Source organism: Acinetobacter sp. NIPH 284 (assembly GCF_000369425.1).
Classification (GTDB): Bacteria; Pseudomonadota; Gammaproteobacteria; order Pseudomonadales; family Moraxellaceae; genus Acinetobacter.
This window is the reverse complement of the sequence record NZ_KB850010.1, coordinates 576133-601276: the sequence shown is the minus strand read 5'-3', so window position 1 is coordinate 601276 and position 25144 is coordinate 576133. Positions and strand designations below refer to the sequence as shown.

Below are 25144 nucleotides of genomic sequence, written 5' to 3'. Positions count from 1 at the left end.
CATTCTCCCTATAGAATTATTTAATCATCAAAAATTTAAAATCTATTCACCACCCAGTGAACATTCAAAACTGGTCCGATCCACCGTACAGCGCGCACGCTTGAGCACGTTCATCATGGTGGCATCATAAATACCTCGTGAGGTCAAGCCAATACGTGCCTCACGTAGGATTTGCTGATAACGCGTCCTGTCCTCATTGCTCAGATTTATTTTATATTTGGCGGGTAATTCCGCTTCAATCCGCTGAATCAGGGCAAAGTTGGTATTGAGGCGGTTAATGAACCAGGCCCTCGAATGTTGGCCAAAACCACTGGAGAATTTTTCAGGACGAATGATCAGGTCCATGGTCATGTTGACAGCTGGAAAAGTAATAATTGCCCCCTCATGTCCCAAACCTTTAAAGAGTTCTAATGGTTTATAGGCATAAGCTGGTGCGGCCATAATATCGGCTTGACCATTGTTAAATTTTTTAGCGATATCGGAAATGTCCGAAAGGACCGCTTGCCCACCCAAGCTTTTAACAACGATTTTTTGTGCTTCATCATAGCCGAGAACCGCAAATTTTTTACCTTTGATGTGCTCAATGGTATCCATTTTTTTATCTTTAACGAAAATATAAGCCAGACCAATTTGTGATATACCGACAACTTCGTAGACCTGATTACCTATACTACTGGTCAGACGACGTTGATTACGCTTATCTAAGGCAAAACTAATGGCTTTTTGTGCAATTGCATAACTCGGTACAGCACCAATCGCATCGACAGAACCTGCAAATTTGTTATAACTCCTCGCACGCATAGATGTCATGTACACACCATCACATTTGCCCTGCTCGAAATCATTCTGGGCCTGAGCTTCATTTTGATAACCCAGTAAAGTGATGTCACTGCGCCATGTTTTGGCCGCCAAAGCCCATTCCTCCATCGCCTTATAGGCCTCGCCAGATTTTCCCAACAAGTCAAAAACACAAATTTTAGTATCTGCATTGACCTGCATACTTCCCCCCAACATCAGCATTGCCCCCACGGCAAGAATTGCTTTGTTCATCCCTAATCCTGTCACTATACTTTTAATCTTGTTGCTTATTTTTCACTAAAACTAAATAATAATCTGATTTGTATCACAAAAATAGAGCTTTTACTCTATTTTTTATTGGTAGAATGATTTAATTCGATCAGTTTGATCTGTAATATAAAAATTTGCATTCATGGGCGATCACCTTAAAATGCAGCTATCTCTTCGCTATTTTGCATACTCATGATTCAATTTGACCAAGTTTCATTACGCCGTGGTGGGCGAGTTCTATTTCAAAAAGCATCGATGCAGCTTCATCCTGGCTGGAAAATTGGTCTTACTGGCGTGAATGGCGCAGGCAAATCAACACTATTTGCTGCTTTCTTAGGTGACTTGGTTGCAGATGAAGGGAATCTAACTCGTCCAGCGGTTTGGACTGTGGCACACATGGCTCAGGAAATTAAAGCCTTAGAAATGCCAGCAATTGATTTTGTTTTGTCTGGTGACGAAGAATATTGGGACATTCAAGAAAAATTAGCGCATCCAGATCAACTGAGTAATGATGATTTAGCCAAATTACATGGTCGATTTGATGAAATTCATGGTTACGCAGCACCTGCTAAAGCAGCCCAATTAATGGCAGGTTTAGGATTTCTTGACCATCAAATCCATTTAAATGTCGCAAGCTTCTCTGGTGGTTGGCGGATGCGTTTAAACTTAGCACGCACCTTAATGAGTCGTTCAGACTTACTGTTATTAGATGAACCAACGAACCATTTGGACTTAGACGCCATCTTATGGCTAGAAGATTGGCTTAAAGCCTATGAAGGAACACTGGTGCTGATTTCGCATGACCGTGATTTTCTCGATGCAATTACGGATCATATTCTTCATATTGAAAATCAAGAATTAACCTTATATACAGGCAACTACTCTACCTTTGAAACGACACGTAGCGAGCGCTTAGCACAACAACAACAGGCTTTTGAAAAGCAACAAGAAACACGCGCCCATCTACAAAAATTTATTGATCGCTTTAAAGCCAAAGCAACTAAGGCTCGCCAAGCGCAAAGCCGTATCAAACAGTTAGAACGCATGCAACAACTTGCGCCTGCCCATGTCGATACACCATTTACCTTTAGCTTCCGTGAACCCACCAAAATGAGTTCACCCTTGCTGAGTTTAGATGCAGCAACAATTGGTTATGGCGATAAAATCATTGCCGAAAAAATTCGTCTGCAAATTACTCCAAGTTCTCGTATTGGTTTACTAGGGATGAACGGCGCGGGTAAATCAACGCTGATCAAAACTTTAGTAGGTGATTTGCCATTACTTGCTGGCGAACGTAAAGCCTCAGAATTACTCAATATTGGATATTTTGCTCAGCACCAGATGGATGCTTTAGATGCCAATGCCAGTCCAATGCTGCAATTGGCTCGTATTGCTGATAAAAAGATCAGTGAAGCCGCATTGCGTGCTTTTTTAGGTGGATTTGGCTTTAGTGGCGAACGTATGGATACGCCGTGTGAAAGCTTTTCAGGTGGCGAACGTGCCCGCTTAGCTTTGGCGCTGATCGTATGGCAGCGCCCAAATGTTTTAATTCTAGATGAACCGACCAACCATTTAGACTTAGATATGCGCCATGCTTTAAGTATGGCTCTACAAGATTTCGATGGTGCAGTGGTCTTAGTTTCACATGAACGTCAACTGATCGCCAGTGTCTGTGATGATCTACTTTTAGTACATGCAGGAAAATGTACGGAGTTTGAGGGTGATTTACAAGACTATGCCAAGTGGTTACGTGAAGCGCGCCAACAGCTCATTAATTCACAGAATGCAGTACAGCAACAAACAGTAGCGTCTCAAAATACAGCAGCCAAAGTTGATAAAGAAGCACAACGTAAAGAAGCGGCTCGTCGTCGTGAAATAACTCGTCCTATTCGAAAAAATATTGAGAAAGCTGAAACTCAAATTGAAAAGATTCAGCCACGCTTAGCTGCAATTGAAAATGCATTAGCAGACAGCACTCTGTATGAAGCTCATCGTAAAGATGATTTGATTAAGCTAATGAATGAACAAACTGAGCTAAAATCTAAGCTGGAACAGTACGAAGAACAACTGTTAGAGTTGATGATGGAGCTTGAAGAGTTAGAAAGTTCTTTTGAAGTTTAAAATAAATGCCTAATTCTCTTTTTGGGAATTAGGTTTTTTCTAATCATAGAAGAATAAATAACGACATTACGATTTGCTTAGAGACTAAAAAATAATAAAAATACCGATAAAAGTGTCATGATTCTGCCAATCATTTCAGATCAGGTCTAAATTGGAATTTTCTCATAAAATTGAGCTTTAGGTTTAGGCTAGATATACTCAACCTTATCATTTTAAAGTTATTACTTTTAAATGCGCATCGAGAACTAAGTTCATTTTATATTTTTGTACTTCAATTTGGTGAGTACTCGATTTTGGATCATACAAACTGAATGAATTCTTTAGATTTTATTTTTAACTTTGAACATATTCTTCCTATTTTAATTCAAGAATATGGTTTATGGATTTATGCGATCCTATTTTTGATTATCTTTTCAGAAACCGCCTTTGTGTTTATGTTCTTTTTACCAGGCGATAGTCTTTTGCTCACCGTAGGCGCTTTATGTTCAGTTATTGAATTTATGCATTTGGGTTATATGATTAGCTTACTTTTTATAGCTGCGGCTTTAGGCTACATGGTGAATTATCATATTGGTCGTCATTTTGGTGACCGAATTTTTAATATGGAATCTCGATTTATCAAACAAGAATATGTAAAGAAAACTAATACATTTTTCTTAAAACATGGTGGGAAAACTATTCTATTGGCTCGTTTTATCCCATTTGCACGTTCTTTTGCACCTTTAGCCGCTGGTTCTAGTGCTATGAATTATACCCATTTCGTAATTTATAATATCTTAGGCGCGCTATTATGGATTAGTGTGCTGGTTACTGCTGGTTATTTATTTGGACATGCACTCATTCAAGTCAGCGATTTAGTTAAAACCTAATCAACGGAATGTTCCACGTGAAACCTTCATATAAAAAAAAAGGCGATGCATCAAGCATCGCCTTTTTCTTCTATACGAGAGAAATAATACAAACTAAATCTCACATTAATTTAATTAAGCATCAATATCCGCATTTAGTGCATTTTCTTCGATGAAGGCACGACGTGGTTCTACATCATCACCCATCAAACAAGAGAACATACGATCTGCTTCAATCGCATCATCAATGGTCACTTGCAACATATTTCGATTTTCAGGATCCATCGTCGTTTCCCAAAGCTGCTCAGCATTCATCTCACCTAAACCTTTATAGCGTTGGATCATCATGCCACGGCGCGAGTCTTGTAAAATATGTTGCCATACTTGATGGAAATTACTTACCTGAATACGACGCTCACCTTTTTGCAGATAAGCTCCTTCTTCAAGTAACTTAAACCAGCTCTTCGAATTCTTCAATAAACGCGCATATTCAGCAGAATTTAACAGACCCGCATCGAGTAAATACGAATGCGGTAAGTTATGTACATAGATAGTGACACGTGGCCAATAATGTGCTGATTTCTCACCTTGTGCATTTTCACGTTCAAACGTTTCTAATGTAATCTCAGGACGTAAGCTTGGTTGTAACTTTTCAATTGCAACACGTAATTGCTCAGCCCATGATTCAACATAGTCACGTTCATGATTGTGATCTGTTTTAAATGCATCCAGCTCAAGTAAACCATCCAATAAACTTGCAGGATAGCGTTGAGTGAGGCGTTGTAAGCTCTTCTGTGACACCTGATAATCCGCAATCACACTCGCTAATGCTGCACCATTAATCGCTGGTGCTTCAGCGCTGACATGTAATGCAAGTTCATCAATCGCATTAGAAATTAGGTAAGTTTCAAGTGCATCATTATCTTTGATGTACTGCTCTTGCTTACCTTTCTTCAACTTATACAATGGTGGCTGTGCAATATAAATATATCCACGCTCAACCAATTCTGGCATTTGACGGAAGAAGAAGGTCAATAACAAGGTACGAATATGTGAACCATCCACGTCTGCATCGGTCATGATAATGATTTTGTGATAACGCAATTTGTCTGGATTGTATTCTTCACGTCCAATCCCACAACCTAAAGCAGTGATGAGCGTACCAACTTCTTGACTTGAAATCATCTTATCAAAGCGCGCACGTTCAACGTTCAAGATTTTACCTTTCAACGGCAAAATCGCCTGCATTTTACGGTTACGACCTTGTTTCGCACTACCGCCCGCAGAGTCACCCTCGACTAAATACAATTCAGACAATGCTGGGTCTTTTTCCTGACAGTCTGCCAATTTACCTGGTAAACCAGCAATATCTAATGCGCTCTTACGACGAGTCATTTCGCGCGCTTTACGCGCTGCATCACGCGCACGCGCCGCATCAATAATCTTACCTGCAATCGATTTCGCTGCTTGTGGATTTTCCAGTAAATAAGCAGAAAACTCTTTGTTCATGGCCTGCTCTACCGCAGGTTTTACTTCACTCGAAACCAATTTTTCTTTGGTTTGTGAAGAGAATTTAGGGTCAGGTACTTTCACTGAAATAATTGCAGTTAAACCTTCACGTGCATCGTCACCTGTGACAGCAACTTTTTCTTTTTTCAATAAACTTTCATTTTCCATGTAGCTGTTTAAGCCACGAGTCAATGCTGCACGGAAACCTGCAAGGTGTGTACCACCATCTTTTTGCGGAATGTTATTGGTAAAGCAACGTACATTTTCCTGATAACTATCATTCCACTGCAACGCAACTTCAACCCCAATACCATTGTCAGCAGCAACGGTAAAATGAAAAATATCATTCAAATGGTGTTTACCTTCGTTAATATATTTAACGAATTCAGATAAACCGCCTTCATAGTCATAAACATGCTCAAGATTGACACGCTCATCACGTAAAACGATTCGAACACCTGCATTCAAGAAAGATAGCTCTCTTAAACGACGTGCCAAAATATCGACACTAAAAATGGTTTGGCTAAACGTTAGCTCACTTGGCCAAAAACGAACCGTTGTACCCGATTTATCTGTTTCACCAATCACACGTAATGGATATTGTGAATCACCATGTTGATATTCTTGCTCGTGAATTTGTCCAGCACGATAAATTGTAAGTTGTAATTTTTTTGATAAAGCATTTACAACTGAAACGCCTACGCCGTGTAAACCGCCTGACACCTTATAGCTATTATCATCAAACTTACCACCCGCATGCAGAATGGTCAAAATCACTTCTGCCGCAGATATCCCCTCTTCTGGGTGAATATCTGTTGGAATACCACGACCATTATCGGATACGCTGACCGACTCATCCTCATGGATCGTGACTAAAATTTCATCACAATGTCCTGCTAAAGCTTCATCGATGGCATTATCCACCACCTCAAACACCATATGGTGTAAACCTGTACCGTCATCAGTGTCACCGATATACATACCAGGACGTTTACGAACCGCGTCTAATCCACGTAAAACTTTGATACTAGAGGAATCATAAGCTTTTTCATTTGATTGTTCTGTTTGAGAGACTGATTGAGACTCTGAACTCATGGTTACTCCCTAGTAAATATTAATCTATCCAAAAATGAGGAAATAAAATTATGGTGCAGCAAGACTGACTTGACCGTGAACAACGTGGAATAATTGAAAAGAAATCGACAAATCCTGTAAGTGTTTTAATACCGACGCATGGTCTAAGGTGGTCATAAAAACTTGACTTCCTAACTGACTCAATCGCTCAATTAACCGTTGTTGTGCGGTCTCATCTAACTCTGCTGTCAGATCATCTAATAATACCACAGTTTCCTTATTACTCGCATGCAGCATTGCAATTTGTGACAGTTTTAATGCCATGATTAACAACTTTTTTTGCCCACGAGAGAGTACATCATCCGCATTGCCAAAAGGTGTTTTTAACCGTAAATCAGCACGATGCGGACCATACTCCGTATAACGCCGATCTAGATCTTTTTGATGCTGCTGAACCAAGTCTTGCAATAGACCTTGCTCAGTATGAAAACCAGGATTGTATTCCAGTTCTATCTCAAGATTAGGTAGCAGTATTTTTAAATCTTCATGGAAAAATTGGTTCCATTGCTCAACAATACTGACCCGCTGTGAATGCAACATTTCACCATAATCACTGAGCATTTTATTCCAAGGCTCTAAATCAGCCAAAGTCAGATTGCGCCGTGTCTTGAGCAAACTATTCCGTTGTTTGAGTGCGCGAGAATAATACTGCCATGCAAAATAGAACTCAGGTTCCACGTGGAACATTAACCAGTCTAATAACTGTCGTCTTGGCTTTGCGCCATGATCAATAATATCGGTACTTTGTGGATCGATATGCTGTAAAGGTAATAATTTTGCCAGCTGACCTTGAGTCGCAATGGTATCGCCATTGACCTTAATCACCTGTTCGCCCGAAGCCAGCTTTTGCATGCCAATACGTTCAGTGGCAGATTGCGCAAAAACAATCGCATCGCCGGCTTCATATTGAATGTAATGTTTTGGAATATGGGTGCGAAATGAACGCCCCGTTGCCAGTAAATGAATAGCCTCTAGAACTGACGTTTTTCCAGAACCATTTGCGCCGTAAAAAATATTAAACGGTTGCAACTCATGGAGTGCAACCGTCTTTAAATTACGTACACGTTCGATATTTAAACGCGTGATTTGCATGCTTTAAAACTCAAACATCAATCGTCATTAAACTCGCATTGGCATCACGACATAAGTTTGATCAGGATGCGCTGGATCTTGAACAAGCACCGACTGATTGGCTTCACTCATGCTCATTTTCACGTCATCACCATCCAGCACACCAAGTACTTCAAGGATATATTGCGCATTGAATGACATTTCTAAAGGTGCATCTTGATATTGAATTGCAATATCTTCAACCGCCTCATCTTGTTCTGGGTTATTGGCACGCAACTGCAATGAATCTTGATTAAAATTCAAGAAAACACCACGAAGTTTTTCATTACTTAAAATAGCAACACGTTGTAAAGATTGCTTGAAGACATCATGAGCAATAAAGACATGCTTGTCACCATTTTTAGGAATCACACGGCGATAATCAGGAAACTTGCCATCAATCAGCTTGGTGGTGAAACGCACGGTAATATCGCCCTGCTCTTTATCACGGCTTGGCGTATTGATGGTGACATTCAACAATTCACGTCCAATCAACACAGTCAACTGTTCATCTTCAATACTCAGTAAACGTTGTAACTCTCCAACCGCTTTACGAGGTACGATCGCTTGAATCGGTGCCGATGCAGTTGATGAAGCAGCAACTTCACACAAAGCTAAACGATGACCATCTGTTGTTACTGTACGCAATTGATTTTGATCAATTTCCAACAAAGTACCAGTTAAGTAAAAACGTACATCTTGAACTGCCATCGCAAAGGCTGTTTTTTCAAATAAACGTTTTAATTCACGCTGAGTGACTTGAACCTGAGTACCTTGACTATTGTCAGTCGTGAGTAATGGATAATCTTCTGCTGGAAGGGTACCTAATACGAAACGGCTATTGCCTGATTTTAAAATACAGCGTTGGTCTTCTGTTATTTGCAAATCAATTAAGGCTGCTGTCGGGAGGGATTTACAGATTTCAACGAGTTTACGTGCAGGAACAGTTGTTTCACCCACCTCTAAACAAGCACCTTCAGATAAAGTTGTGCTTGCGACTAATTCAACTTCTAAATCAGAACCCGTAATCGTTAAGGCCTGTTGAGTGGTTTGAATTTTGACATTTGAAAGAATATTCAAGGTATGGCGACGCTCAACAGCCCCCACCACATGTGATAAAACATTGACTAAACTTTCTTTAGCGATTTTCAAACGCACGATTTTATTCCTCTTACAACAGAAGCTGATATGAATGTTAGCAGTGTACTATGCTGCACTTAAAAGTAGTTTGCAACTCTGAAAAATAGATTAACTTTGTAACAGACGAAGTAAGTTTTTATAATCTTCATTAAAAATTGGATCTTGTTCGCGCAAGCTAACCACTTTTTCGCAGGCATGCATCACGGTACTATGATCACGACCACCAAATGCCATTCCAATCTCAGGAAAACTATCCCCTGTCAGCTCTCGGGCTAGCCCCATCGCTAATTGGCGTGGACGTGCATAAATACGGGTGCGCTTAGGTCCAATTAATTCTTTTAATGGGATACGGAAATATTCACTGACGACGCGCTGAATATTTTCCACACTAATGGTGCGTGCACGAATCGCTAAAACATCTTTTAATGACTCACGCACCACATCCAAATCAATCGCAGTGCCTTTAAAACGTGAGATAGCCACCACCTTATTGAGGGCACCTTCAAGTTCACGAACGTTTGCGACCACTTGTTGTGCAATGAATAAAGCACAATTTCGTGGCAAATCTACCCCACTATTTTCAGCTTTTTTTAGCAAAATTTCGATACGTGTTTCAATATCTGGTGGCTCAACACCAACAGATAATCCCCAAGAGAATCGAGAAACCAAACGCGGATCCAATTCCGTGAGTTCTTTTGGATAACGGTCTGAGGTTAAAATAATTTGTTTAGATTCATCCAGTAAAGCATTGAATGTATAAAAGAATTCAACAAGGCTTGCTTCTTTACCAGCAAGCAAATGAATATCATCAACCAACAATAAATCTAAAGAACGACAATTTTTCTTAAACTCTTCAACCTTACCTTTCTGCAATGAACTGACAAAGTCTTGTACAAAACTTTCCGAGGTCATATACATGACACGTGCATTCGGTTTGGCTTGTAAAAGTGCATTCCCTACGGCTTGCATCAAGTGTGTTTTACCCAAACCTGTTGGACCATATAAAAATAAAGGATTGTGCTGAGATGCGCCTAATTGGGTTAATACCTTACGGCAAGTCTCAGCAGCCATTTGGTTAGAACGACCTTCAACAAATAAAGAGAATGTAAATAATGGGTTGAGTTGTCTTTTCTTTGGTATTTTCGCGACACTTTGACTTGGTTGCACCAAATCAGTTTCTTTCTTAGCTTTAATAGGAACGATTGGAGTGGTTGAAGTGTTACCTAAAGCCGCGGTCGTGGTTGCAGGTTGCTCATGAGAAGACAAAATAGTACCTGGACGCGAATCAACCAAGATTTCAACCTGACGTACTCGACCTTCCGATAATTGCTCAGCAAGAATTGAAATTAACTCTAAATGGTTGTCTTGAATATAACGTGTCCAATATGGATTAGGTGCATATAAACGCATCACACCGTCAACTTCTTCAGCAACCAAAGGACGAATCCACATCGCAAAGACGTTGTCAGAGAGCTCTTGTCGCAAGCGAGTTAAGCAGTCTGTCCAGAGCATGTGCATCCCCTAATATCCATTTTAAATTCAAAAATAAAGAAACCACCAATCCCATCTTTCGAAGGGGTCGCCATTCTAACCAAGTTATCCACATCTGTCAGGCAAATTTATGAGACTTTTGCCGAAAAAGAAAGCATTTGATTATAAATTTAAATTTAAAACCACTTGTGCATAACTTTTTGCACAAGCTGTGGATAGTTTTAGCGCTAAAGTTATCCACAATTTATAAAATTAATAAAAACATGGTTATCCACAAAGTAAATCCTTGTTTAAACATATAAAAACATCAATTTCCACAGAAAAAATGCATACTAATAAGAATAAATTTAAATTTTAAAATTTGAATTTACTTATAAGGTTGGGTTGTGTTGTGGATAACTGAGCATATCGAAATTTAAATTCAAAATCCAAGAATTAAATTTAAACTAGAATTTTGGTTGTTGATAAGCCTGTATGTAAGCTGTGAATATAGTTGAATATTGATATAATATAAAGGGATAGCTTGTGTATATTTTTTGTTTTCCATCGTGTGAGATATTTGCTAGGTGTTTTATTGCTCCCAAACAGAACAAACAAAATGTAAAGTTTTTGATTTTCCATTGACAGCGTAAACATTGCACAATAAAATCGCGGACCTTTATAGAAAGATCATTTTGGGAGTTTCGATATGAAACGTACTTTCCAACCATCTGAATTAAAGCGTAAACGCGTTCATGGTTTCCGCGCTCGTATGGCTACTAAAGCAGGTCGTCAAGTTTTAGCTCGTCGTCGTGCAAAAGGTCGTCATAGCTTAACTGTTTAATACTGTTAAGCTGACCAGATTTGGGTGATGGCACTTTACAGTTTCGGCATTGAATCTCGTATTCGTTGTGCCGCTGATTACAAAAGTGTATTTGATGGTGCACTTTTTAAAGTGCACCAGCCCCATTTCCTTTTTTTAGCAAAATTAACCGAACAGCCAAATAGCCGTTTGGGTATTGTCGTTGCTAAAAAGAAAGTACGTCGTGCTCATGAACGAAATCGAATAAAACGTCTTGCTCGGGAGAGCTTTCGCTTACACAAAGTGCAATTTAATGCTGATATCGATATTGTGGTGATGCCTAAAGTTGGTATAGAAGCAATCGCAAATCAAGAATTACATCAACAATTAGAGTTTGCTTGGCAAAAATTACAACGCTTAGCAAAAAAGCATTCAAAAGCTGTTATAACATCCTCACAAAATTAGAGATCTCCAATGGTACGATTACTACATTGGTTGATAAGATGTTACCAGATTGCTATTAGTCCATTATTGGGTCCTCGTTGTCGCTATATTCCTACTTGCTCGCAATATGCGATTGAAGCATTGCAAACACATGGTGCGGTCAAAGGTGTCTGGTTATCGACTAAACGAATTTGCCGTTGTCATCCTTGGGGCGGCTCAGGCTACGATCCAGTACCACGCAAAGCACTTCGTTTTATTTCGTTTCATCAAATAGATTCTCAAATGTATCACGTTGCTGTACCCTTTCGTGATCGTTTATTCAAGCAAAATCTCTCTAACCATTTGGGATTATAGATATGCAACAATGGGCCAGATTTGCAATTCTTGGAGCCATGTTTGTTACCGCATATTTGCTTATTTTGGCTTGGCAAAAAGATTATGGTCATGCTGCACCGGCACCGCAACAACAAGCGGCGGCTGTGACTGCACATGAAGTATCTGCAGATTTGCCAAACGCTCAAAATGCAACAGCGGCTTCAGACTTGCCACAAGCAAATGTGACTGCATCACAAACCACAGAGCATAATACATCTGTGAGTCAGCAACTGATTTCAGTACAAACTGATCTTTATCACCTGTGGATCAATCCAAAAGGTGGTGATATTGTCCGTATTGAATTGTTAAGCCATGATGAAAGCAAAGACAGCGATAAACCGTTTGTCATGCTGGAAAGTGATGCGAAACGTACTTATGTCGCTCAATCTGGTTTAATTGGTTTAAATGGACCAGATAGCAGCCGTAGCGGCCGTCCAATGTATGATGTTGAAAAAACAGCGTATACTTTGGCGGATGCGAAGAGCGTTGCAGCAAAAGATGGTAAGACACATCAAGTGTTGACTGTGCCATTGGTATTTAAAACACCTGAAGGTGTGGAAGTGATCAAGTCGTTCACCTTCACTCAAGGTGATTACCCAATTACAGTGAAACATCAGGTTGTTAACCGTAGTCAGCAAAACTGGCAAGGCCAAATGTTTGGTCAGTTAAAGCGTGACAATTCTGATGATCCAGGTAAATCTTCTCAAGGTATCTTCACTTTGGGGACTTATCTTGGTGGCGCATGGGGCACGCCAGATGCGCATTATAACAAGTTGAAATTTGCTAATTTTAATGACGAAAAATTAAATGTTGAAGCCAAAGGCGGCTGGGTTGCCATGGTTCAGCATTATTTTGTCAGTGCTTGGATTCCTGGGAATTTAAAACTGACTCAGGCTGATGGTCAGCCTTATGCTGCAAAATTAGAATCACGCCAGTCTACTGATGGTATGAATATCATGGGCTTCACCTCTCCAGTGATCAATGTACCTGCTGGTACGTCAATGGAAGTGGATGCACAACTTTATTCTGGCCCAAAAATTCAGTCTGAACTCAAAGATTTAGCTGCTGGTTTAAACCAAACTGTAGATTACGGTTGGTTATGGCCAATTGCCAAGTTATTGTTCCTGGGCTTGCAATTCTTCCATAATCTTGTTGGTAACTGGGGATGGTCAATTATCTTATTGACGATCTTGGTGAAGTTGATTTTATGGCCACTTTCTTCAAAAAGTTATCGTTCGATGGCGAAAATGCGTGTGATTGCACCAGAAATGCAACGTATGAAAGAAGAATTTGGTGAAGACCGTATGCGTTTCTCACAAGAAATGATGGCCTTATATAAGCGTGAACAAGTCAATCCATTGTCTGGTTGCTTGCCATTGTTATTACAAATGCCAATTTTCTTAGCCTTGTATTGGGTATTGATGGAATCTGTTGAATTGCGTCATGCACCGTGGTTAGGTTGGATTCAAGATTTATCTGCGATGGATCCATGGTTCATCTTGCCGTTGATCATGGGTGTGACCATGTTCGTTCAGCAAATGTTGAATCCTCAACCAACTGATCCAATGCAGGCAAAAGTATTCCGTATCATGCCAATCATGTTTACGGTATTCATGTTGTTCTTCCCTGCGGGCCTCGTGCTTTACTGGATCGTCAACAATAGTATTACCATTTTACAACAATGGTTTATTAACAAAGGTGTCGAGAAAGACCGTCTCAACAAGGTTGAGCCGAGCGCTTAAGTTCGAACTTTTACTGAATAAATCCGCTTAAGATGGTAATCTTAGGCGGATTTTTCTTTGTCTGTATTTAGGGTTCCTGTTTCATAACCCTCGTGTTTTTTAGGTGAATTTAACATGCAACATCAAACCACAATTGCTGCGATTGCTACCCCATTAGGTCGTGGTGGTGTGGGCGTGATTCGACTTTCTGGACCGAAAGCCTATGCAATAGCAGAACAACTAACCCAGAAAAAACTTCCTGCTGCACGAATGGCGGGCTTCCGTCAGTTTTGTGATGCCGATGGTTCGGTGATGGATGAAGGCATCGTGTTATGTTTTCCAAATCCGCACTCGTTTACTGGCGAAGATGTGGTGGAATTACAGGGGCATGGTGGCCCTGTCATCCAAAATACTTTGCTTGCACGTTTGCTCGATTTGGGCGCGACTGCTGCAAAGGCAGGTGAATTTTCCATGCGTGCCTTTGAAAATGGCAAAATGGATCTGGTGCAAGCGGAAGCGATTGCTGATTTGATTGATGCCACCTCACAGGCGGCTGCACGTTCGGCAGTTCGTTCCCTACAAGGTGCATTTTCAACCAAAATTAATACGGTTTTAGAAAAGCTCATTCACTTGCGTTTGCATGTTGAAGCCGCGATTGATTTTCCAGAAGAAGAAATTGATTTCCTTGCCGATGGCAAGATTTTAGCTTTGCTGGATGATGTACAGGATTCGGTCAAGGCAGTACAGCAATCTGCACGCCAAGGACAGCTGTTACGTGAAGGTTTGCAGGTGGTGATCGCGGGTAAGCCCAATGCGGGTAAATCGAGTCTGTTAAACGCACTTGCAGGGCATGAGCGTGCCATTGTGACCGATATTGCAGGTACTACTCGTGATGTACTACATGAAAAGATCAGTTTAAATGGCTTGCCGATCACCTTAACTGACACTGCTGGTTTACGTGAGACGGGCGATATTGTGGAGCAGGAAGGGATTCGTCGTGCAATCAAGGAAATCGAACAAGCCGATTTGCTGTTGTTGGTGTATGACTTGAATCAAGGTGATGAGCCATTGCAATTGGCGTATGAATATTTTTCAGAGCATCTTGAGCCAAAACGTTTGCTATTGATTGGCAATAAATGCGATTTAACGGGTCAAGATGCCACATTAAGTGATTATCAAGGCTTCCGTCATATCAGTGTCTCCGCAAAACAAGATATGGGTGTTCAGGCGCTCATAGAGGCGATTACAGCGCATGCGGGCTTTCAACCTGAGGAAGACACCTTTATCGCCCGAACACGTCATTTAGATGCAATGAAGCGTACTCAGCGCTATCTTGCAGAAGCACGTGAGCAGTTAGTTGTGTTTAATGCAGGTGAACTTGTAGCTGAATCATTGCGACTGGCTCAAAATGCGTTGGGCGAAATCACAGGTGATTTCAGTGCTGATGATTTACTCGGAAAGATTTTTGGTTCATTCTGTATTGGAAAGTAATTTCATATTTTGGTATTGTTCAATAAGTTCCAGTGTGTTTTAAAGAGAATATATAAAGCATTAAGTTATAGTGACTTAGTGCTTTTTTAATGCCTTTTAGTTGTTCAATAGTATTCAATACATTCATACAGTGCTATGATTTTTTTAGTCTCGATGTAGTATCTTTAGATTGAGATTAGGATAAATGTAATTTTGAGACTAAATATATGCCCACAGACAATGGTTATACCTTTGGTACAGATCGGGAAGTTCTAAACCTGAAACCACAGGAAAAAATCTATACAGCAAAAGACAAGTCGAATAATGGACTATTCCTAGAGATTAGACCGACTGGACGCAAAACATGGGCATATCGCTACACTTTCAACGCTAAGCAAGAAAAGCTAACACTTGGTCGCTATCCTGATCTATCTCTTAAAGATGCTAGGCAGGCACGAGATGAAGCAGCAAACCAAGTTGCTAAAGGTATCTCACCACAACAGCAAAAAATCAAAGAACAACAAGGACAGCTTGAAACGATACTATTTCGAGACTACGGCGAACGCTACACCAAAGAAGTGATACTAAAAGATCGTGCAAACCCTGAATCAATGCTGATGTATCTCAATAATGACATTTATCCCATGCTTGGGCATATCGCTATGAAAGACATTGGTATAGATGATATACGCCGCACGATATGGCGCAAAAAAGAACAGGGATATGATGCAGCAGCTAACCAAGTCAGAGGTTTATTAAAGCGTATGTTTGATTATGCAGTGACGCTTGGATTAGTTCCGCATAACCCTGTTTTAGCTATACCAACACGTCATGTATTCAAAGCCAAACCTAGAGACCGCTATCTGTCTACTGGAGAAATCCGTACCTACTACACTACTCTACTCGATTCACGTATCTATAAGTCACGCAAATTAGGCTTGTTGCTGTCATTGCTGACATTGGTTAGAAAGTCCGAGCTATTGAGGGCTAAGTGGGAGCATATCGACTTTGATCAAAAGATATGGCTAATCCCCGAAACTAAAGCAGATAGCAAGACTGGACATAGCCGTGAAATGGTCGTGTATATGTCTAGCCAAGTGATTGAGATATTCAAGGAATTAAAGACCATTGCAGGCGGTGAACCTTATGTCTTTGTTGGTCGTCAACGTGGCACACATATCAGTGCAAACGCATTTAACACAGCGCAAAAGACAGCACTGGCATTAACCGATATTCCTAACTTCACGATTCACGATCTACGCCGCACAGCAAGCACACATTTAAATGAACAAGGTTTTAACCGTGATGCAATTGAGAAATGCTTAAACCACACGGCGACTGGAGTACGTGGCGTATATAACAAGGCAGAGTATGCAGAGGAACGAATCAAGATGATGCAGAAATGGAGTGATTTTGTATTTAGTGTGATTTATGAACCGAATCTCATATTTTTTAATGAAGTAAAGCAGCGTAAAAGCAGTTAAATAATAATTTTGGAGTAGCTTATGACAAGTACAAATACTGGTGAATTTATTTTATATGTCTCCGAAGATGGTGAGTTAAAAATTGATGTCCGATTGTTAGATGAAACAATATGGCTAACCCAAAAACAAATGGCTGAGATGTTTCAGAAAGACGTTAGAACCATTAGCGACCATATTAAAAATGTCTTTGATGAGGGTGAACTTGATCAAAATTCAGTTATCCGAAAATTTCGGATAACTGCTAGTGATGGTAAAAGCTATGATACACAGCATTATAATTTAGACGTCATTATTTCCGTTGGTTATCGAGTTAAGTCTAATCGTGGTACACAGTTCCGTATATGGGCAACAAAGGTATTGCGTGAGTACATTGTCAAAGGTTTTGCAATGGATGATGCAAGGCTTAAAAACGGCGGAAATAACCAGTATTTTGATGAATTACTTGCACGTATTAGAGACATTCGAGCATCGGAAAAGATGTTTTATCGAAAGGTTTTAGACATTTATGCTACTAGTGTTGATTATGACCATAAAGCAGCAGAATCTTTAAAATTCTTTCAAACCGTGCAAAATAAAATGCACTGGGCAGCACATGGGCATACAGCAGCCGAAGTAGTTTTTAACCGTGTAGACGGTACAAAACCAAACATGGGAATGACTAGTTTTAGTGGCTCGGGACATCCTAAGTCCAAAGACATTGCTATAGCAAAAAATTATTTAGATGAAAAAGAAATAGACCTACTTAACCGTATTGTGACCATGTACCTAGACTTTGCTGAAATGCAGGCAATGAATGGCATTCAAATGTATATGAAAGATTGGTTAGCAAAGCTTGATCAGTTTTTAAGTTTTAATGGTCGTGAAGTATTAGACCATTATGGCAAGATTTCACACCAACAAGCTGAAAATAAAGCCAAGTCAGAATATGCACTTTATAAACAGCAATACATTGATTATCAAACGCCTGTAGATCGGCATTTTGAAGAAGCTATTAAGGACGTAGAACAAATCGCTAAGCAGCAACCACGCAAAAAATCTTGATTTTAACTCCCTCGAATTCGAGGGAATTAAGCCTAAAACAGGATATATTTGTAACGAGTTGTAATCAATCACATGATAACAATATTATTCTAATTTGAATAAAATATTCATTAAAGTGAACAACTTATATAAGTTTACTTATATTTTTGTTATAGCTTATTTAATCAAGTCAAATAGATAGGATGTGTCCGTTTAAGTCCGTTTCAATCCGTTTAAGTCCGTTTCAAAACAGTGCATTAATGATATTGGACGACAAGATTTAGCGCAGTTAGCGATTTACTAAACAGTAGAGAGGTAGCCATTTATACAAAACTCAATTAAGATTAATTTATTCATTGAGCTGTAACAAATTCAAATGCAGGCAGTGGGTATACAGATAGTGAAGTTTGAAAGTACAGCCTAAAAGATTGGGGCAAAGTGAAATTGATAGATCAAACTGACGAATAGACTAAGTGAATATACTGATGAATGAAATATTAAATACTGACTTACTCCCAACCGACTGCATCTAAAACATAAACTATTTAAACAATCGTTGAGTCTAAGCCTTTGCTATGTAGAAAGCGGACAATAAAAAAGAGCTAAGAACGCCAATTCTTAACTCTTTTGGTGACACGGCGGAACGCCAATTCTTTCGTGTCGATGTCTTAAAACTGCTATGCAAATGTTGAAGCTCTTAAATTAAATAGTCCTAGCCGACACAGAAATAAAGGAACTTTTGGAAATGTAAGACAGTTAAAAAACAAGTTTTATCGGTACTCCGATATGGGTAAGCGAGCTTACCCTATAGATGAAACTATAACTATAGTTATTAATTGATGCAAACAGATTGTTTACCTAGCTAAACACTATTGTTTGCGATTGAATCTATTGAATAGCTTTATCTGTCTGATAATAATTAGTTTTTCCCTCTTAATTACTTTCTATTTCCTATTTTGTGTCTAGGCGTATCCATACTGGAGAACGTTTAGATGAATTTATCTAAAGAACAGCAAAACGAAAACGTCCGCTTAATCCGCCGCAAAGAAGTCCAAACCAAAACTGGACTTGGTGCGTCATCTATTTACGCCATGATGAAAAATGGTGAATTTCCACAATGCTTGAATCTGTCCGAACGCCGTGTCGCTTGGATTGAATCAGAAGTTGACCAGTGGATTGCTAATCGTATTGCACAGCACAAAGCCACCATTGCAACGATGGGGGCATAACATGAACAAAACTACTCAAGACCAAACCATCCTAGACCACCTCCAACAAGGCAAAACCATAAGCCAAGCCGAAGCCATAGAGCTATGCGACTGCTACCGCCTTTCGGCTGTCATTGACCGATTAAGAAAGCAAGGTTTTGAAATCGTGACCCATAACGAAAAGAACCTAAACAGCAAAGGCACTCACGCACGATACGAATTAAAAGAGGTGGCAGCATGAACGCCTTAACCCATTTCGATTTTAAATCCAGTTGCGTTCGTATTGTTTTAGATGACAACGGCGAACCTTTATTTTGTTTGGCGGATGTATACAAAGCTTTAGACATAAGCCGTACATCACGCCTATTTCGTGAACTTGACCCAAAGGGTGTGGCGGATTGCCACATCCCTACTAATGGCGGAAATCAAAAACTGATTTTTATCAGTGAACCAAATCTATACCGTGTCATTTTTAGATCAAACAAACCCGAAGCGATTAATTTCCAAAACTGGGTATTTGCAGAAGTTTTGCCAATACTTAGAAAGACAGGTGAATACAGTTCACCACACGCACGACAAACCGCTTATGAGGAACTCAACCGCCTTTGTATGCAAGCAAAGACCCAAAAGGCTAAAGGCTCATTTCATGGCACTGGCTTGGTAAATCATCGTTATTCAATGCGAGATTTAAACCTACGGATTGCCACATGCACAGCAAATTTACAGCTAACTTTTGAGGGGTTACACCATGACTAAACCAGTAAACCCTGAGTTTTTCAAAGCCTTTGACCATTACAAAAACATGGTTAAGCAGTACGGTGATGACCACCCTATCACCGAGCAGGCATTCATTTTAACAATGCACTACACGCCTGAGCATATCAAAGAAGAAATGCACCAAAAGGCTAAGGAATTAAACCTATTACCACCGCCAAGTGGTTACACCGATGAGGGCGACTCGATGTATAGCCTTGAAGATATAGCCAAACATTTTGGTATCAGTTTTGAAGAAGCAGAACAGCATTTATTGCAGATGATGGATAACCGCCAAAAGGTCGGTTTATCAAATGATGGGGTTTTGATTAATCCGAACTCTAATTTTAACCGTGTGCAGTAGGTGGCAGCATGAGCGAAATAGATTTTAGATCCGCAACTCAAGCCGACAACCAACCCATGACTGATAATATCTATGATGTTGCAGTCGGTTTATCAAATGCTACCCCTCAGAAACAACAAAGCCCACTTGAGCGAGTGGGCAATGATGCAAGCGATTCAATTGTCGAAGCACTTGAAGAATATACAGTTCCATTATTTAACAACAATCCGCTACACGGTGCAATGGTTAAAATGATGGGCGGTTGTCCTGTAGAAATCCGCCGTTCAGTGATTGAGAACGCCACCCAGTACGGTTTTGCAGAGAAGAATGCCCTATATGGTTTGGCGGTATTTGATCTTTTTGACGAAAACCTACAACCGACTGGAGCAGTATTTACCAATCCAACAATTGAGGGATTCAAGGATATTGTTTTCGGTCATGGTGGCTTGTATTTCAATCGGTCAAAGTTGAATGAATTACCATTGCTCGTGACTGATGATATTCACATTGCATTTAAAACGACATATCCAGTCTATGCGCCATATAGTGATAGCAAGATCAAAGCCTACCAACTCAAAACTTTGCTTAAAGCACATCCTGATCTATATGTGATTGCCCCAGTCCATCAACAGGACGACATACAACGCCGTTATACTGACCTCAATGTCAAAATGGCGTTTATTCCTGAACCACCTAATTTTGCCATGTCGCAAGATGAACTGGATAGCATGATTCAGGTGGCAGTTGAACAAGCCAAAGCCCCACCCAAAGGACATTTAGCCAAACCGTTTAAAATGGATGATGGTTCTTGGTTGCATGTATTGGAAAGCGGTTTATATCAGATCAAGGAAAAACAGGACGAGAACGGCGAAACCAAACAGAGCAAAATCCTTATTTCAAATGCTTTGATTATTTTGGGAGAAGCTCGAAGTCTTAAAAATGACAACTGGAAACGTGTTATTCAGTTCCATGATAAAGATCGTACTTTGCATACATTGATTATCCCTTATGAGCATTTCATGGGTGAAGCACAGGACGCTTTAAAGTTGATTGCTAGTCATGGATTGATGCCACCACGTCAGACCTACAAGAAAAATGTATTCATCAACTACATTCAAGACTACCCCATCGAGAAGCGTTTTCGTTGTGTAGATCGTACTGGATGGTATGGCAATACCTTTGTCACCACCAACCGCACCTATGGCAACCAAGACGATGAGCAGCTATTATTCAATAGTGAAATGAAAGACCCTTACAGCACAATGGGAACGCTCGAGGGATGGCAAGAGTTAAGCCGATTGATTGAACCTCATGCCCTTGCTGTATTGTCCTTTGCCTGTGCATTTTCGGGGCAATTGGTGACACCACTAGATATAGAAAGCGGCGGCTTTCATATTTACGGTACTTCAACCGATGGCAAAAGCACGATTACAAAGGCAGCTTGTAGCGTATGGGGCAGACCGAAAGACGTGTCGAAGTCATGGCGCACGACTGACAACGCTTTGGAAAATGATGCAGAACTCCGCAATGATAATTATCTCAATCTCGATGAACTACGGCAGGCAGTCCCGAAAGCCGTGTCGGATATTGTGTATATGCTGACAGGCGCACAGGGCAAAGCACGGGGCAGTAAATCGGGTAAAAATCGAGACACCAAGCATTTTAACCTGATGTATACCTCTACAGGTGAAATTGCATTGGAAGATCATTTAAGACGTGGCGGCATCGAAATGGATGCAGGGTTATTGCTCCGCTTTGCTCATATTCCCAGTGATTCAGGCAAAGGATACGGCGTATTTGAGCGTATCAATTATGGCAGTAATTCGAGCGATTTAGGCAACCGCATTAATGAGCTATCCGCCAAACACTACGGACATGCAGGCATCAAGTGGCTTGAATATCTGACCGCCAATAAAGATGACTTGATGCTACAAGCACAATCCATGCTCGATGACTTCATAGCCAAACATGCCACCAAAAACAGCCAAGCGGTGCGAGTATTACGCCGTTTTGCACTGGTGGCAGTTGCAGGTGAATTAGCAACACAGGCAGGCATCACAGGATGGCAGCAAGGGCGAAGTTTTGACGCTGTAGGGCAATGTTTTAATACTTGGCTAGGCACATTAGGCAACGGCGGAAATATTGAAGAAACCAAGATACTGGAGCATTTCAAGGCATTCTTTGAAGCACATGGGACAAGCCGTTTTGAAAGCCTAACCGTTATCCGCCATCCTGATGGTGAAGTGATTAGACCACGCATTAACAACCGTGTCGGCTACTATGACCCTGATGAGCGTATTTACCTTGTATCAAGCACTATGTTTAAACAGGAAATGTGTATCGGAATCAATGAAGCCACCGCCAAAAAGGTACTTAAAGCAAATGGATGGCTTGTACTGGGTGAAGATGACCGAGTAGTGAAGCGCATGGGCGGAAAATTACCCGATGGCAGCCGCCCGAGAATGATGCACTTTAAGGCTGATGTCATGCACAGCTTTGATGATGAATCCTAAAATAGCGTTTTTAAGATGGGACGTGTGGGACGTTATCAATATATTTTAATGTAATACATTGTTATATATAAATATTATAACGTCACATTAATTAAATTATATGGTTTTTAAATGTGGGACATAGATGGGACGTGTGGGACGTCATTTAATATACGTCCCATTGTGTCCCAAGTATCATACTGATATTTTGGACGTATTTATTATAGAGTGGGACGTATGTTTTTTATATATAATCAATATCTTATCTATGCACGTCCCAAAAGTCCCACACGTCCCATCTAAAAAGGCACATACATACAGCTAAACGAGAGAACAACATGACAAATGTCATTCACATCATAATTGGGGTTACTGCTCTTTCCATTTTGGTTGGCAGTATATTCTTGTATTTTCGCTGGAAGTCTATCAAGGCTCTAAATAAGCTGAACCGTAAAGCGATGTGTATCCACATTCCTGACTTTATTGACCCTAATCCTATTAAGGTCAACAGGAATACAACCAATAGACGAAGAATCTTATGTAGTGGGCATTTTGAAATGCTGAAAAAACAGAAAAAAAACTCACAATCACTAACTTATTACCCTGACGACACCCTTTAAAAAACACACTTAAAACCACGCTATAACGTATATATGACAAGGTTTAAACGGTTATTTATAGATAATTTTATATCTTAATTCCATCAAGGTAGAGTGAAAAAATGCCCCATAAATGACACTGTTACACGGTAACGATAATAATTAGATTGTGTTAGACGCTGAAAATTTAACAAGGTGAACAGAGATGACCAACGAAACAGATCAAAACGAAGTTGCGATAAATAAAGGCGGCAAAATCAAATCAAAAAAAAGCGATTCAGACAAAGCGATTGAGGACTTTCTACAGAATCCCGAAACACTCAACGCCATTGTGATTGATTCATTCAAAGGAAACCTTTTTGGCGAACGTGTAGAACTTGGCGGCATTATTGACTCATTGCAGCAAAGCAGCGAACAACTACAAAGCGACACTCCCTTGTTACTAGCGGAGCGTATTTTAATGTCACAGGCGCAAAGCCTTAACGCCGTGTTTTGCGATATGGCAAAAAGAGCCAACAGGCAAGAATATGTGGCGAATATGGACAAACTTCTAAGGCTAGCACTCAAAGCACAAAGCCAATGCAGGGCAACACTGGAAACCTTGTCCAATATCAAGAATCCCCCAGTCATATTCGCTAAGCACGCCAACATTGCCCACAATCAACAAATCAATAACCAACAGGTAAACAATAGCCCACAAGGTACGGCGCAAAGTGAGCAAACAAGCGAACCAGTACAACAGACACAATCGGCTATTGAGCAACAGCCAAAGCAAGCCATACCAACGGTTACAGATGCAAAAAATTACCGCTAGAAAGGTTAAGGCAATATAGTTTGTTTGTTTAAATTAAAATATTTCTCACGTGCGAGGCATATATGAGCAATAAACACTATTGGACAGAAGAACGCCGCCAAGAACAACGAGACAGAATCAACGCAGTCAAACCGTGGTTAAAGTCTACAGGTGCGAAAACGGAAGTAGGCAAGGCAACAGTTAGCCGCAACGCCTACAAGGGCGGTATAGCATCAAACATAAACGAGTTAATAAAACAGGCAAATGCAATGTTTAAAGAACAGAAAGAAGCTATAAAGCGGATTGTTTAATTGAGACACCTTTAACTTATTTTTGAAAATCAGATTTTTTTTGTGAGTGTGGTACTGGGCGGTGTCCTATCAACGAGCCACTAAAAACTTTTACCCTCCCCCCTATAGTCTTTTTTTATGAGGTTAAAAATAATGAGTAATCCAGTCGGCAGACCAACAAGCTACAATGCTGAAATCACAGAAAAGATAATTGACCTTGTTATTGATGGTCAGCCAATCCGATTCATATGTTCTCAAGTCGATATGCCCTCAGTCGCTACTGTGATGCGGTGGTTACATGATTATCCAGAGTTTGCAAAGCAATATGCTTTAGCTAAAGAAATGTACGCTCATTGCATCTTTGACGAAATACAGCACATTGCAGACACTTGTGACCCAGCCGAAGTGCAGAAAGCCAAGCTCATGATTGACGCTCGTAAATACATAACAAGCAGACTTGCACCCAAAAAGTATGGTGAAGCTAGTTTGATCGAAGCACCAACGGAAGAAGAACAAAAAGACCGTGAAATCATCATTACAAGGCGCATCGTTGGGGCACAGCTTAGCGACCTATTAGAGAATGAAGAAATATAGTCTTATGCTCTCATAATTCACCAAGTAGTGAATCAAGTCAGGTGTGAGGGCGCATGAAGCAGACTTGACCGCCCAAGCGGTTGAGCAAGTTCACCATCAAGGTGTAGGTGAGCATGAAGCACACTGGGAATGACCATAAGAATATTAAACGTAACGTTTTGTCATGTTTTGAACTTAGGATTACTTAGGATTTCTTAGCAACTACTACGGAAAACTCATGTTCTGACAGTCTGATAAGTTGGTACGCAAAGAACAAGTTCACAGTGAAGTGCGCACCCAAAACACTATTTTAAAAAAAATGACACGGTTTTGAATAACAGGTTTTGACAGGTTATCAATGTCAAGTTTTGACAAGT

General features: G+C 40.3%; 22 protein-coding genes. 17 read left to right on the top strand and 5 right to left on the bottom strand.

Going from position 1 to position 25144, the window contains the following annotated elements; translation table 11 throughout:
* Positions 1 to 42: 42 nt before the first annotated feature.
* The gene (locus F908_RS05975) at positions 43 to 1050 is read right to left on the bottom strand and encodes a putative solute-binding protein (protein ID WP_005158924.1); all 1008 of its coding nucleotides are present in this window, start codon (positions 1048 to 1050) and stop codon (positions 43 to 45) included.
* A 210-nt stretch (positions 1051 to 1260) separates the two neighbouring features.
* Here F908_RS05975 and F908_RS05970 point away from each other — a divergent pair, with 210 nt between their 5' ends.
* The gene (locus F908_RS05970; protein ID WP_005158921.1) at positions 1261 to 3189 is read left to right on the top strand and encodes an ATP-binding cassette domain-containing protein; all 1929 of its coding nucleotides are present in this window, start codon (positions 1261 to 1263) and stop codon (positions 3187 to 3189) included.
* A 311-nt stretch (positions 3190 to 3500) separates the two neighbouring features.
* Complete coding sequence (locus F908_RS05965) at positions 3501 to 4058, top strand: VTT domain-containing protein (RefSeq protein WP_005158918.1); 558 nt, start codon at positions 3501 to 3503, stop codon at positions 4056 to 4058.
* A gap of 114 nt (positions 4059 to 4172) precedes the next feature.
* On the opposite strand, the gene gyrB is transcribed toward F908_RS05965, so the two are convergent.
* The 4 genes from gyrB to dnaA all read right to left on the bottom strand — a co-directional run bounded on the left by gyrB (position 4173) and on the right by dnaA (position 10442).
* Entirely contained in the window at positions 4173 to 6641 is a 2469-nt protein-coding gene (gene gyrB / locus F908_RS05960) for a DNA topoisomerase (ATP-hydrolyzing) subunit B (RefSeq protein WP_005158914.1), read from the bottom strand.
* Positions 6642 to 6689: 48 nt separating this feature from the next.
* Positions 6690 to 7772 (bottom strand): DNA replication/repair protein RecF, encoded by a 1083-nt coding sequence (recF, locus tag F908_RS05955; RefSeq protein ID WP_005158912.1) that lies wholly within the window; start codon positions 7770 to 7772, stop codon positions 6690 to 6692.
* 27 nt (positions 7773 to 7799) lie between these two features.
* Complete coding sequence (dnaN, locus tag F908_RS05950) at positions 7800 to 8948, bottom strand: DNA polymerase III subunit beta (protein WP_005158909.1); 1149 nt, start codon at positions 8946 to 8948, stop codon at positions 7800 to 7802.
* Between the two features lie 90 nt (positions 8949 to 9038).
* Complete coding sequence (gene dnaA, locus F908_RS05945) at positions 9039 to 10442, bottom strand: chromosomal replication initiator protein DnaA (RefSeq protein WP_005158907.1); 1404 nt, start codon at positions 10440 to 10442, stop codon at positions 9039 to 9041.
* 667 nt (positions 10443 to 11109) lie between these two features.
* Between dnaA and rpmH the strand changes: the two genes are divergently transcribed.
* The 15 genes from rpmH (at position 11110) to F908_RS05870 (ending at position 24788) form a co-directional block, all read left to right on the top strand.
* Complete coding sequence (rpmH, locus tag F908_RS05940) at positions 11110 to 11244, top strand: 50S ribosomal protein L34 (protein WP_000831329.1); 135 nt, start codon at positions 11110 to 11112, stop codon at positions 11242 to 11244.
* A 27-nt stretch (positions 11245 to 11271) separates the two neighbouring features.
* Complete coding sequence (rnpA, locus tag F908_RS05935) at positions 11272 to 11667, top strand: ribonuclease P protein component (protein ID WP_004675434.1); 396 nt, start codon at positions 11272 to 11274, stop codon at positions 11665 to 11667.
* Between the two features lie 9 nt (positions 11668 to 11676).
* Positions 11677 to 12000, top strand: a complete 324-nt coding sequence (gene yidD, locus F908_RS05930; RefSeq protein ID WP_005158905.1) for a membrane protein insertion efficiency factor YidD — start codon at positions 11677 to 11679, stop codon at positions 11998 to 12000.
* Between the two features lie 2 nt (positions 12001 to 12002).
* Entirely contained in the window at positions 12003 to 13763 is a 1761-nt protein-coding gene (yidC, locus tag F908_RS05925) for a membrane protein insertase YidC (protein ID WP_005158903.1), read from the top strand.
* Positions 13764 to 13877: 114 nt separating this feature from the next.
* Complete coding sequence (mnmE, locus tag F908_RS05920) at positions 13878 to 15233, top strand: tRNA uridine-5-carboxymethylaminomethyl(34) synthesis GTPase MnmE (protein WP_005158901.1); 1356 nt, start codon at positions 13878 to 13880, stop codon at positions 15231 to 15233.
* A gap of 206 nt (positions 15234 to 15439) precedes the next feature.
* Positions 15440 to 16696 (top strand): tyrosine-type recombinase/integrase, encoded by a 1257-nt coding sequence (locus F908_RS05915; protein ID WP_005158899.1) that lies wholly within the window; start codon positions 15440 to 15442, stop codon positions 16694 to 16696.
* Between the two features lie 21 nt (positions 16697 to 16717).
* Positions 16718 to 17737, top strand: a complete 1020-nt coding sequence (locus tag F908_RS05910; protein ID WP_005158893.1) for a virulence RhuM family protein — start codon at positions 16718 to 16720, stop codon at positions 17735 to 17737.
* 971 nt (positions 17738 to 18708) lie between these two features.
* A complete protein-coding gene (locus F908_RS05905) occupies positions 18709 to 18945 on the top strand; it encodes a helix-turn-helix transcriptional regulator (protein WP_005158892.1) in 237 nt (78 codons plus the stop codon).
* Between the two features lies 1 nt (position 18946).
* Positions 18947 to 19165: a helix-turn-helix domain-containing protein gene (locus F908_RS05900; protein WP_034602643.1), complete on the top strand. Its 219-nt coding sequence runs from the start codon at positions 18947 to 18949 to the stop codon at positions 19163 to 19165.
* Entirely contained in the window at positions 19162 to 19680 is a 519-nt protein-coding gene (locus tag F908_RS05895) for a BRO-N domain-containing protein (RefSeq protein ID WP_005158889.1), read from the top strand. Before F908_RS05900 ends, F908_RS05895 begins: the two co-directional genes overlap by 4 nt.
* Complete coding sequence (locus F908_RS05890) at positions 19673 to 20041, top strand: hypothetical protein (protein ID WP_005158886.1); 369 nt, start codon at positions 19673 to 19675, stop codon at positions 20039 to 20041. The genes F908_RS05895 and F908_RS05890 overlap by 8 nt, the downstream gene beginning before the upstream one ends.
* 56 nt (positions 20042 to 20097) lie before the next feature.
* Positions 20098 to 22533 carry a DUF927 domain-containing protein gene (locus F908_RS05885; protein ID WP_034602642.1) on the top strand — a complete coding sequence of 812 codons (2436 nt, stop codon included), beginning with the start codon at positions 20098 to 20100 and terminating at the stop codon, positions 22531 to 22533.
* Positions 22534 to 23316: 783 nt separating this feature from the next.
* Positions 23317 to 23925 carry a hypothetical protein gene (locus tag F908_RS15250; protein WP_005158882.1) on the top strand — a complete coding sequence of 203 codons (609 nt, stop codon included), beginning with the start codon at positions 23317 to 23319 and terminating at the stop codon, positions 23923 to 23925.
* A 62-nt stretch (positions 23926 to 23987) separates the two neighbouring features.
* A complete protein-coding gene (locus F908_RS05875) occupies positions 23988 to 24215 on the top strand; it encodes a hypothetical protein (protein WP_005158879.1) in 228 nt (75 codons plus the stop codon).
* 132 nt (positions 24216 to 24347) lie between these two features.
* Positions 24348 to 24788: a terminase small subunit-like protein gene (locus tag F908_RS05870; RefSeq protein WP_005158876.1), complete on the top strand. Its 441-nt coding sequence runs from the start codon at positions 24348 to 24350 to the stop codon at positions 24786 to 24788.
* Positions 24789 to 25144: the final 356 nt, after the last annotated feature.

Excerpts from the sequence above, each read along its gene's own strand:
- F908_RS05975 (WP_005158924.1), bottom strand. The coding sequence starts at position 1,050 with ATGAACAAAGCAATTCTTGCCGTGGGGGCAATGCTGATGTTGGGGGGA.
- F908_RS05970 (WP_005158921.1), top strand. The coding sequence starts at position 1,261 with ATGATTCAATTTGACCAAGTTTCATTACGCCGTGGTGGGCGAGTTCTA.
- F908_RS05965 (WP_005158918.1), top strand. The coding sequence starts at position 3,501 with ATGAATTCTTTAGATTTTATTTTTAACTTTGAACATATTCTTCCTATT.
- gyrB (WP_005158914.1), bottom strand. The coding sequence starts at position 6,641 with ATGAGTTCAGAGTCTCAATCAGTCTCTCAAACAGAACAATCAAATGAA.
- recF (WP_005158912.1), bottom strand. The coding sequence starts at position 7,772 with ATGCAAATCACGCGTTTAAATATCGAACGTGTACGTAATTTAAAGACG.
- dnaA (WP_005158907.1), bottom strand. The coding sequence starts at position 10,442 with ATGCTCTGGACAGACTGCTTAACTCGCTTGCGACAAGAGCTCTCTGAC.
- rpmH (WP_000831329.1), top strand. The coding sequence starts at position 11,110 with ATGAAACGTACTTTCCAACCATCTGAATTAAAGCGTAAACGCGTTCAT.
- rnpA (WP_004675434.1), top strand. The coding sequence starts at position 11,272 with ATGGCACTTTACAGTTTCGGCATTGAATCTCGTATTCGTTGTGCCGCT.
- yidD (WP_005158905.1), top strand. The coding sequence starts at position 11,677 with ATGGTACGATTACTACATTGGTTGATAAGATGTTACCAGATTGCTATT.
- yidC (WP_005158903.1), top strand. The coding sequence starts at position 12,003 with ATGCAACAATGGGCCAGATTTGCAATTCTTGGAGCCATGTTTGTTACC.
- mnmE (WP_005158901.1), top strand. The coding sequence starts at position 13,878 with ATGCAACATCAAACCACAATTGCTGCGATTGCTACCCCATTAGGTCGT.
- F908_RS05915 (WP_005158899.1), top strand. The coding sequence starts at position 15,440 with ATGCCCACAGACAATGGTTATACCTTTGGTACAGATCGGGAAGTTCTA.
- F908_RS05910 (WP_005158893.1), top strand. The coding sequence starts at position 16,718 with ATGACAAGTACAAATACTGGTGAATTTATTTTATATGTCTCCGAAGAT.
- F908_RS05905 (WP_005158892.1), top strand. The coding sequence starts at position 18,709 with ATGAATTTATCTAAAGAACAGCAAAACGAAAACGTCCGCTTAATCCGC.
- F908_RS05900 (WP_034602643.1), top strand. The coding sequence starts at position 18,947 with ATGAACAAAACTACTCAAGACCAAACCATCCTAGACCACCTCCAACAA.
- F908_RS05895 (WP_005158889.1), top strand. The coding sequence starts at position 19,162 with ATGAACGCCTTAACCCATTTCGATTTTAAATCCAGTTGCGTTCGTATT.
- F908_RS05890 (WP_005158886.1), top strand. The coding sequence starts at position 19,673 with ATGACTAAACCAGTAAACCCTGAGTTTTTCAAAGCCTTTGACCATTAC.
- F908_RS05885 (WP_034602642.1), top strand. The coding sequence starts at position 20,098 with ATGACTGATAATATCTATGATGTTGCAGTCGGTTTATCAAATGCTACC.
- F908_RS15250 (WP_005158882.1), top strand. The coding sequence starts at position 23,317 with ATGACCAACGAAACAGATCAAAACGAAGTTGCGATAAATAAAGGCGGC.
- F908_RS05875 (WP_005158879.1), top strand. The coding sequence starts at position 23,988 with ATGAGCAATAAACACTATTGGACAGAAGAACGCCGCCAAGAACAACGA.
- F908_RS05870 (WP_005158876.1), top strand. The coding sequence starts at position 24,348 with ATGAGTAATCCAGTCGGCAGACCAACAAGCTACAATGCTGAAATCACA.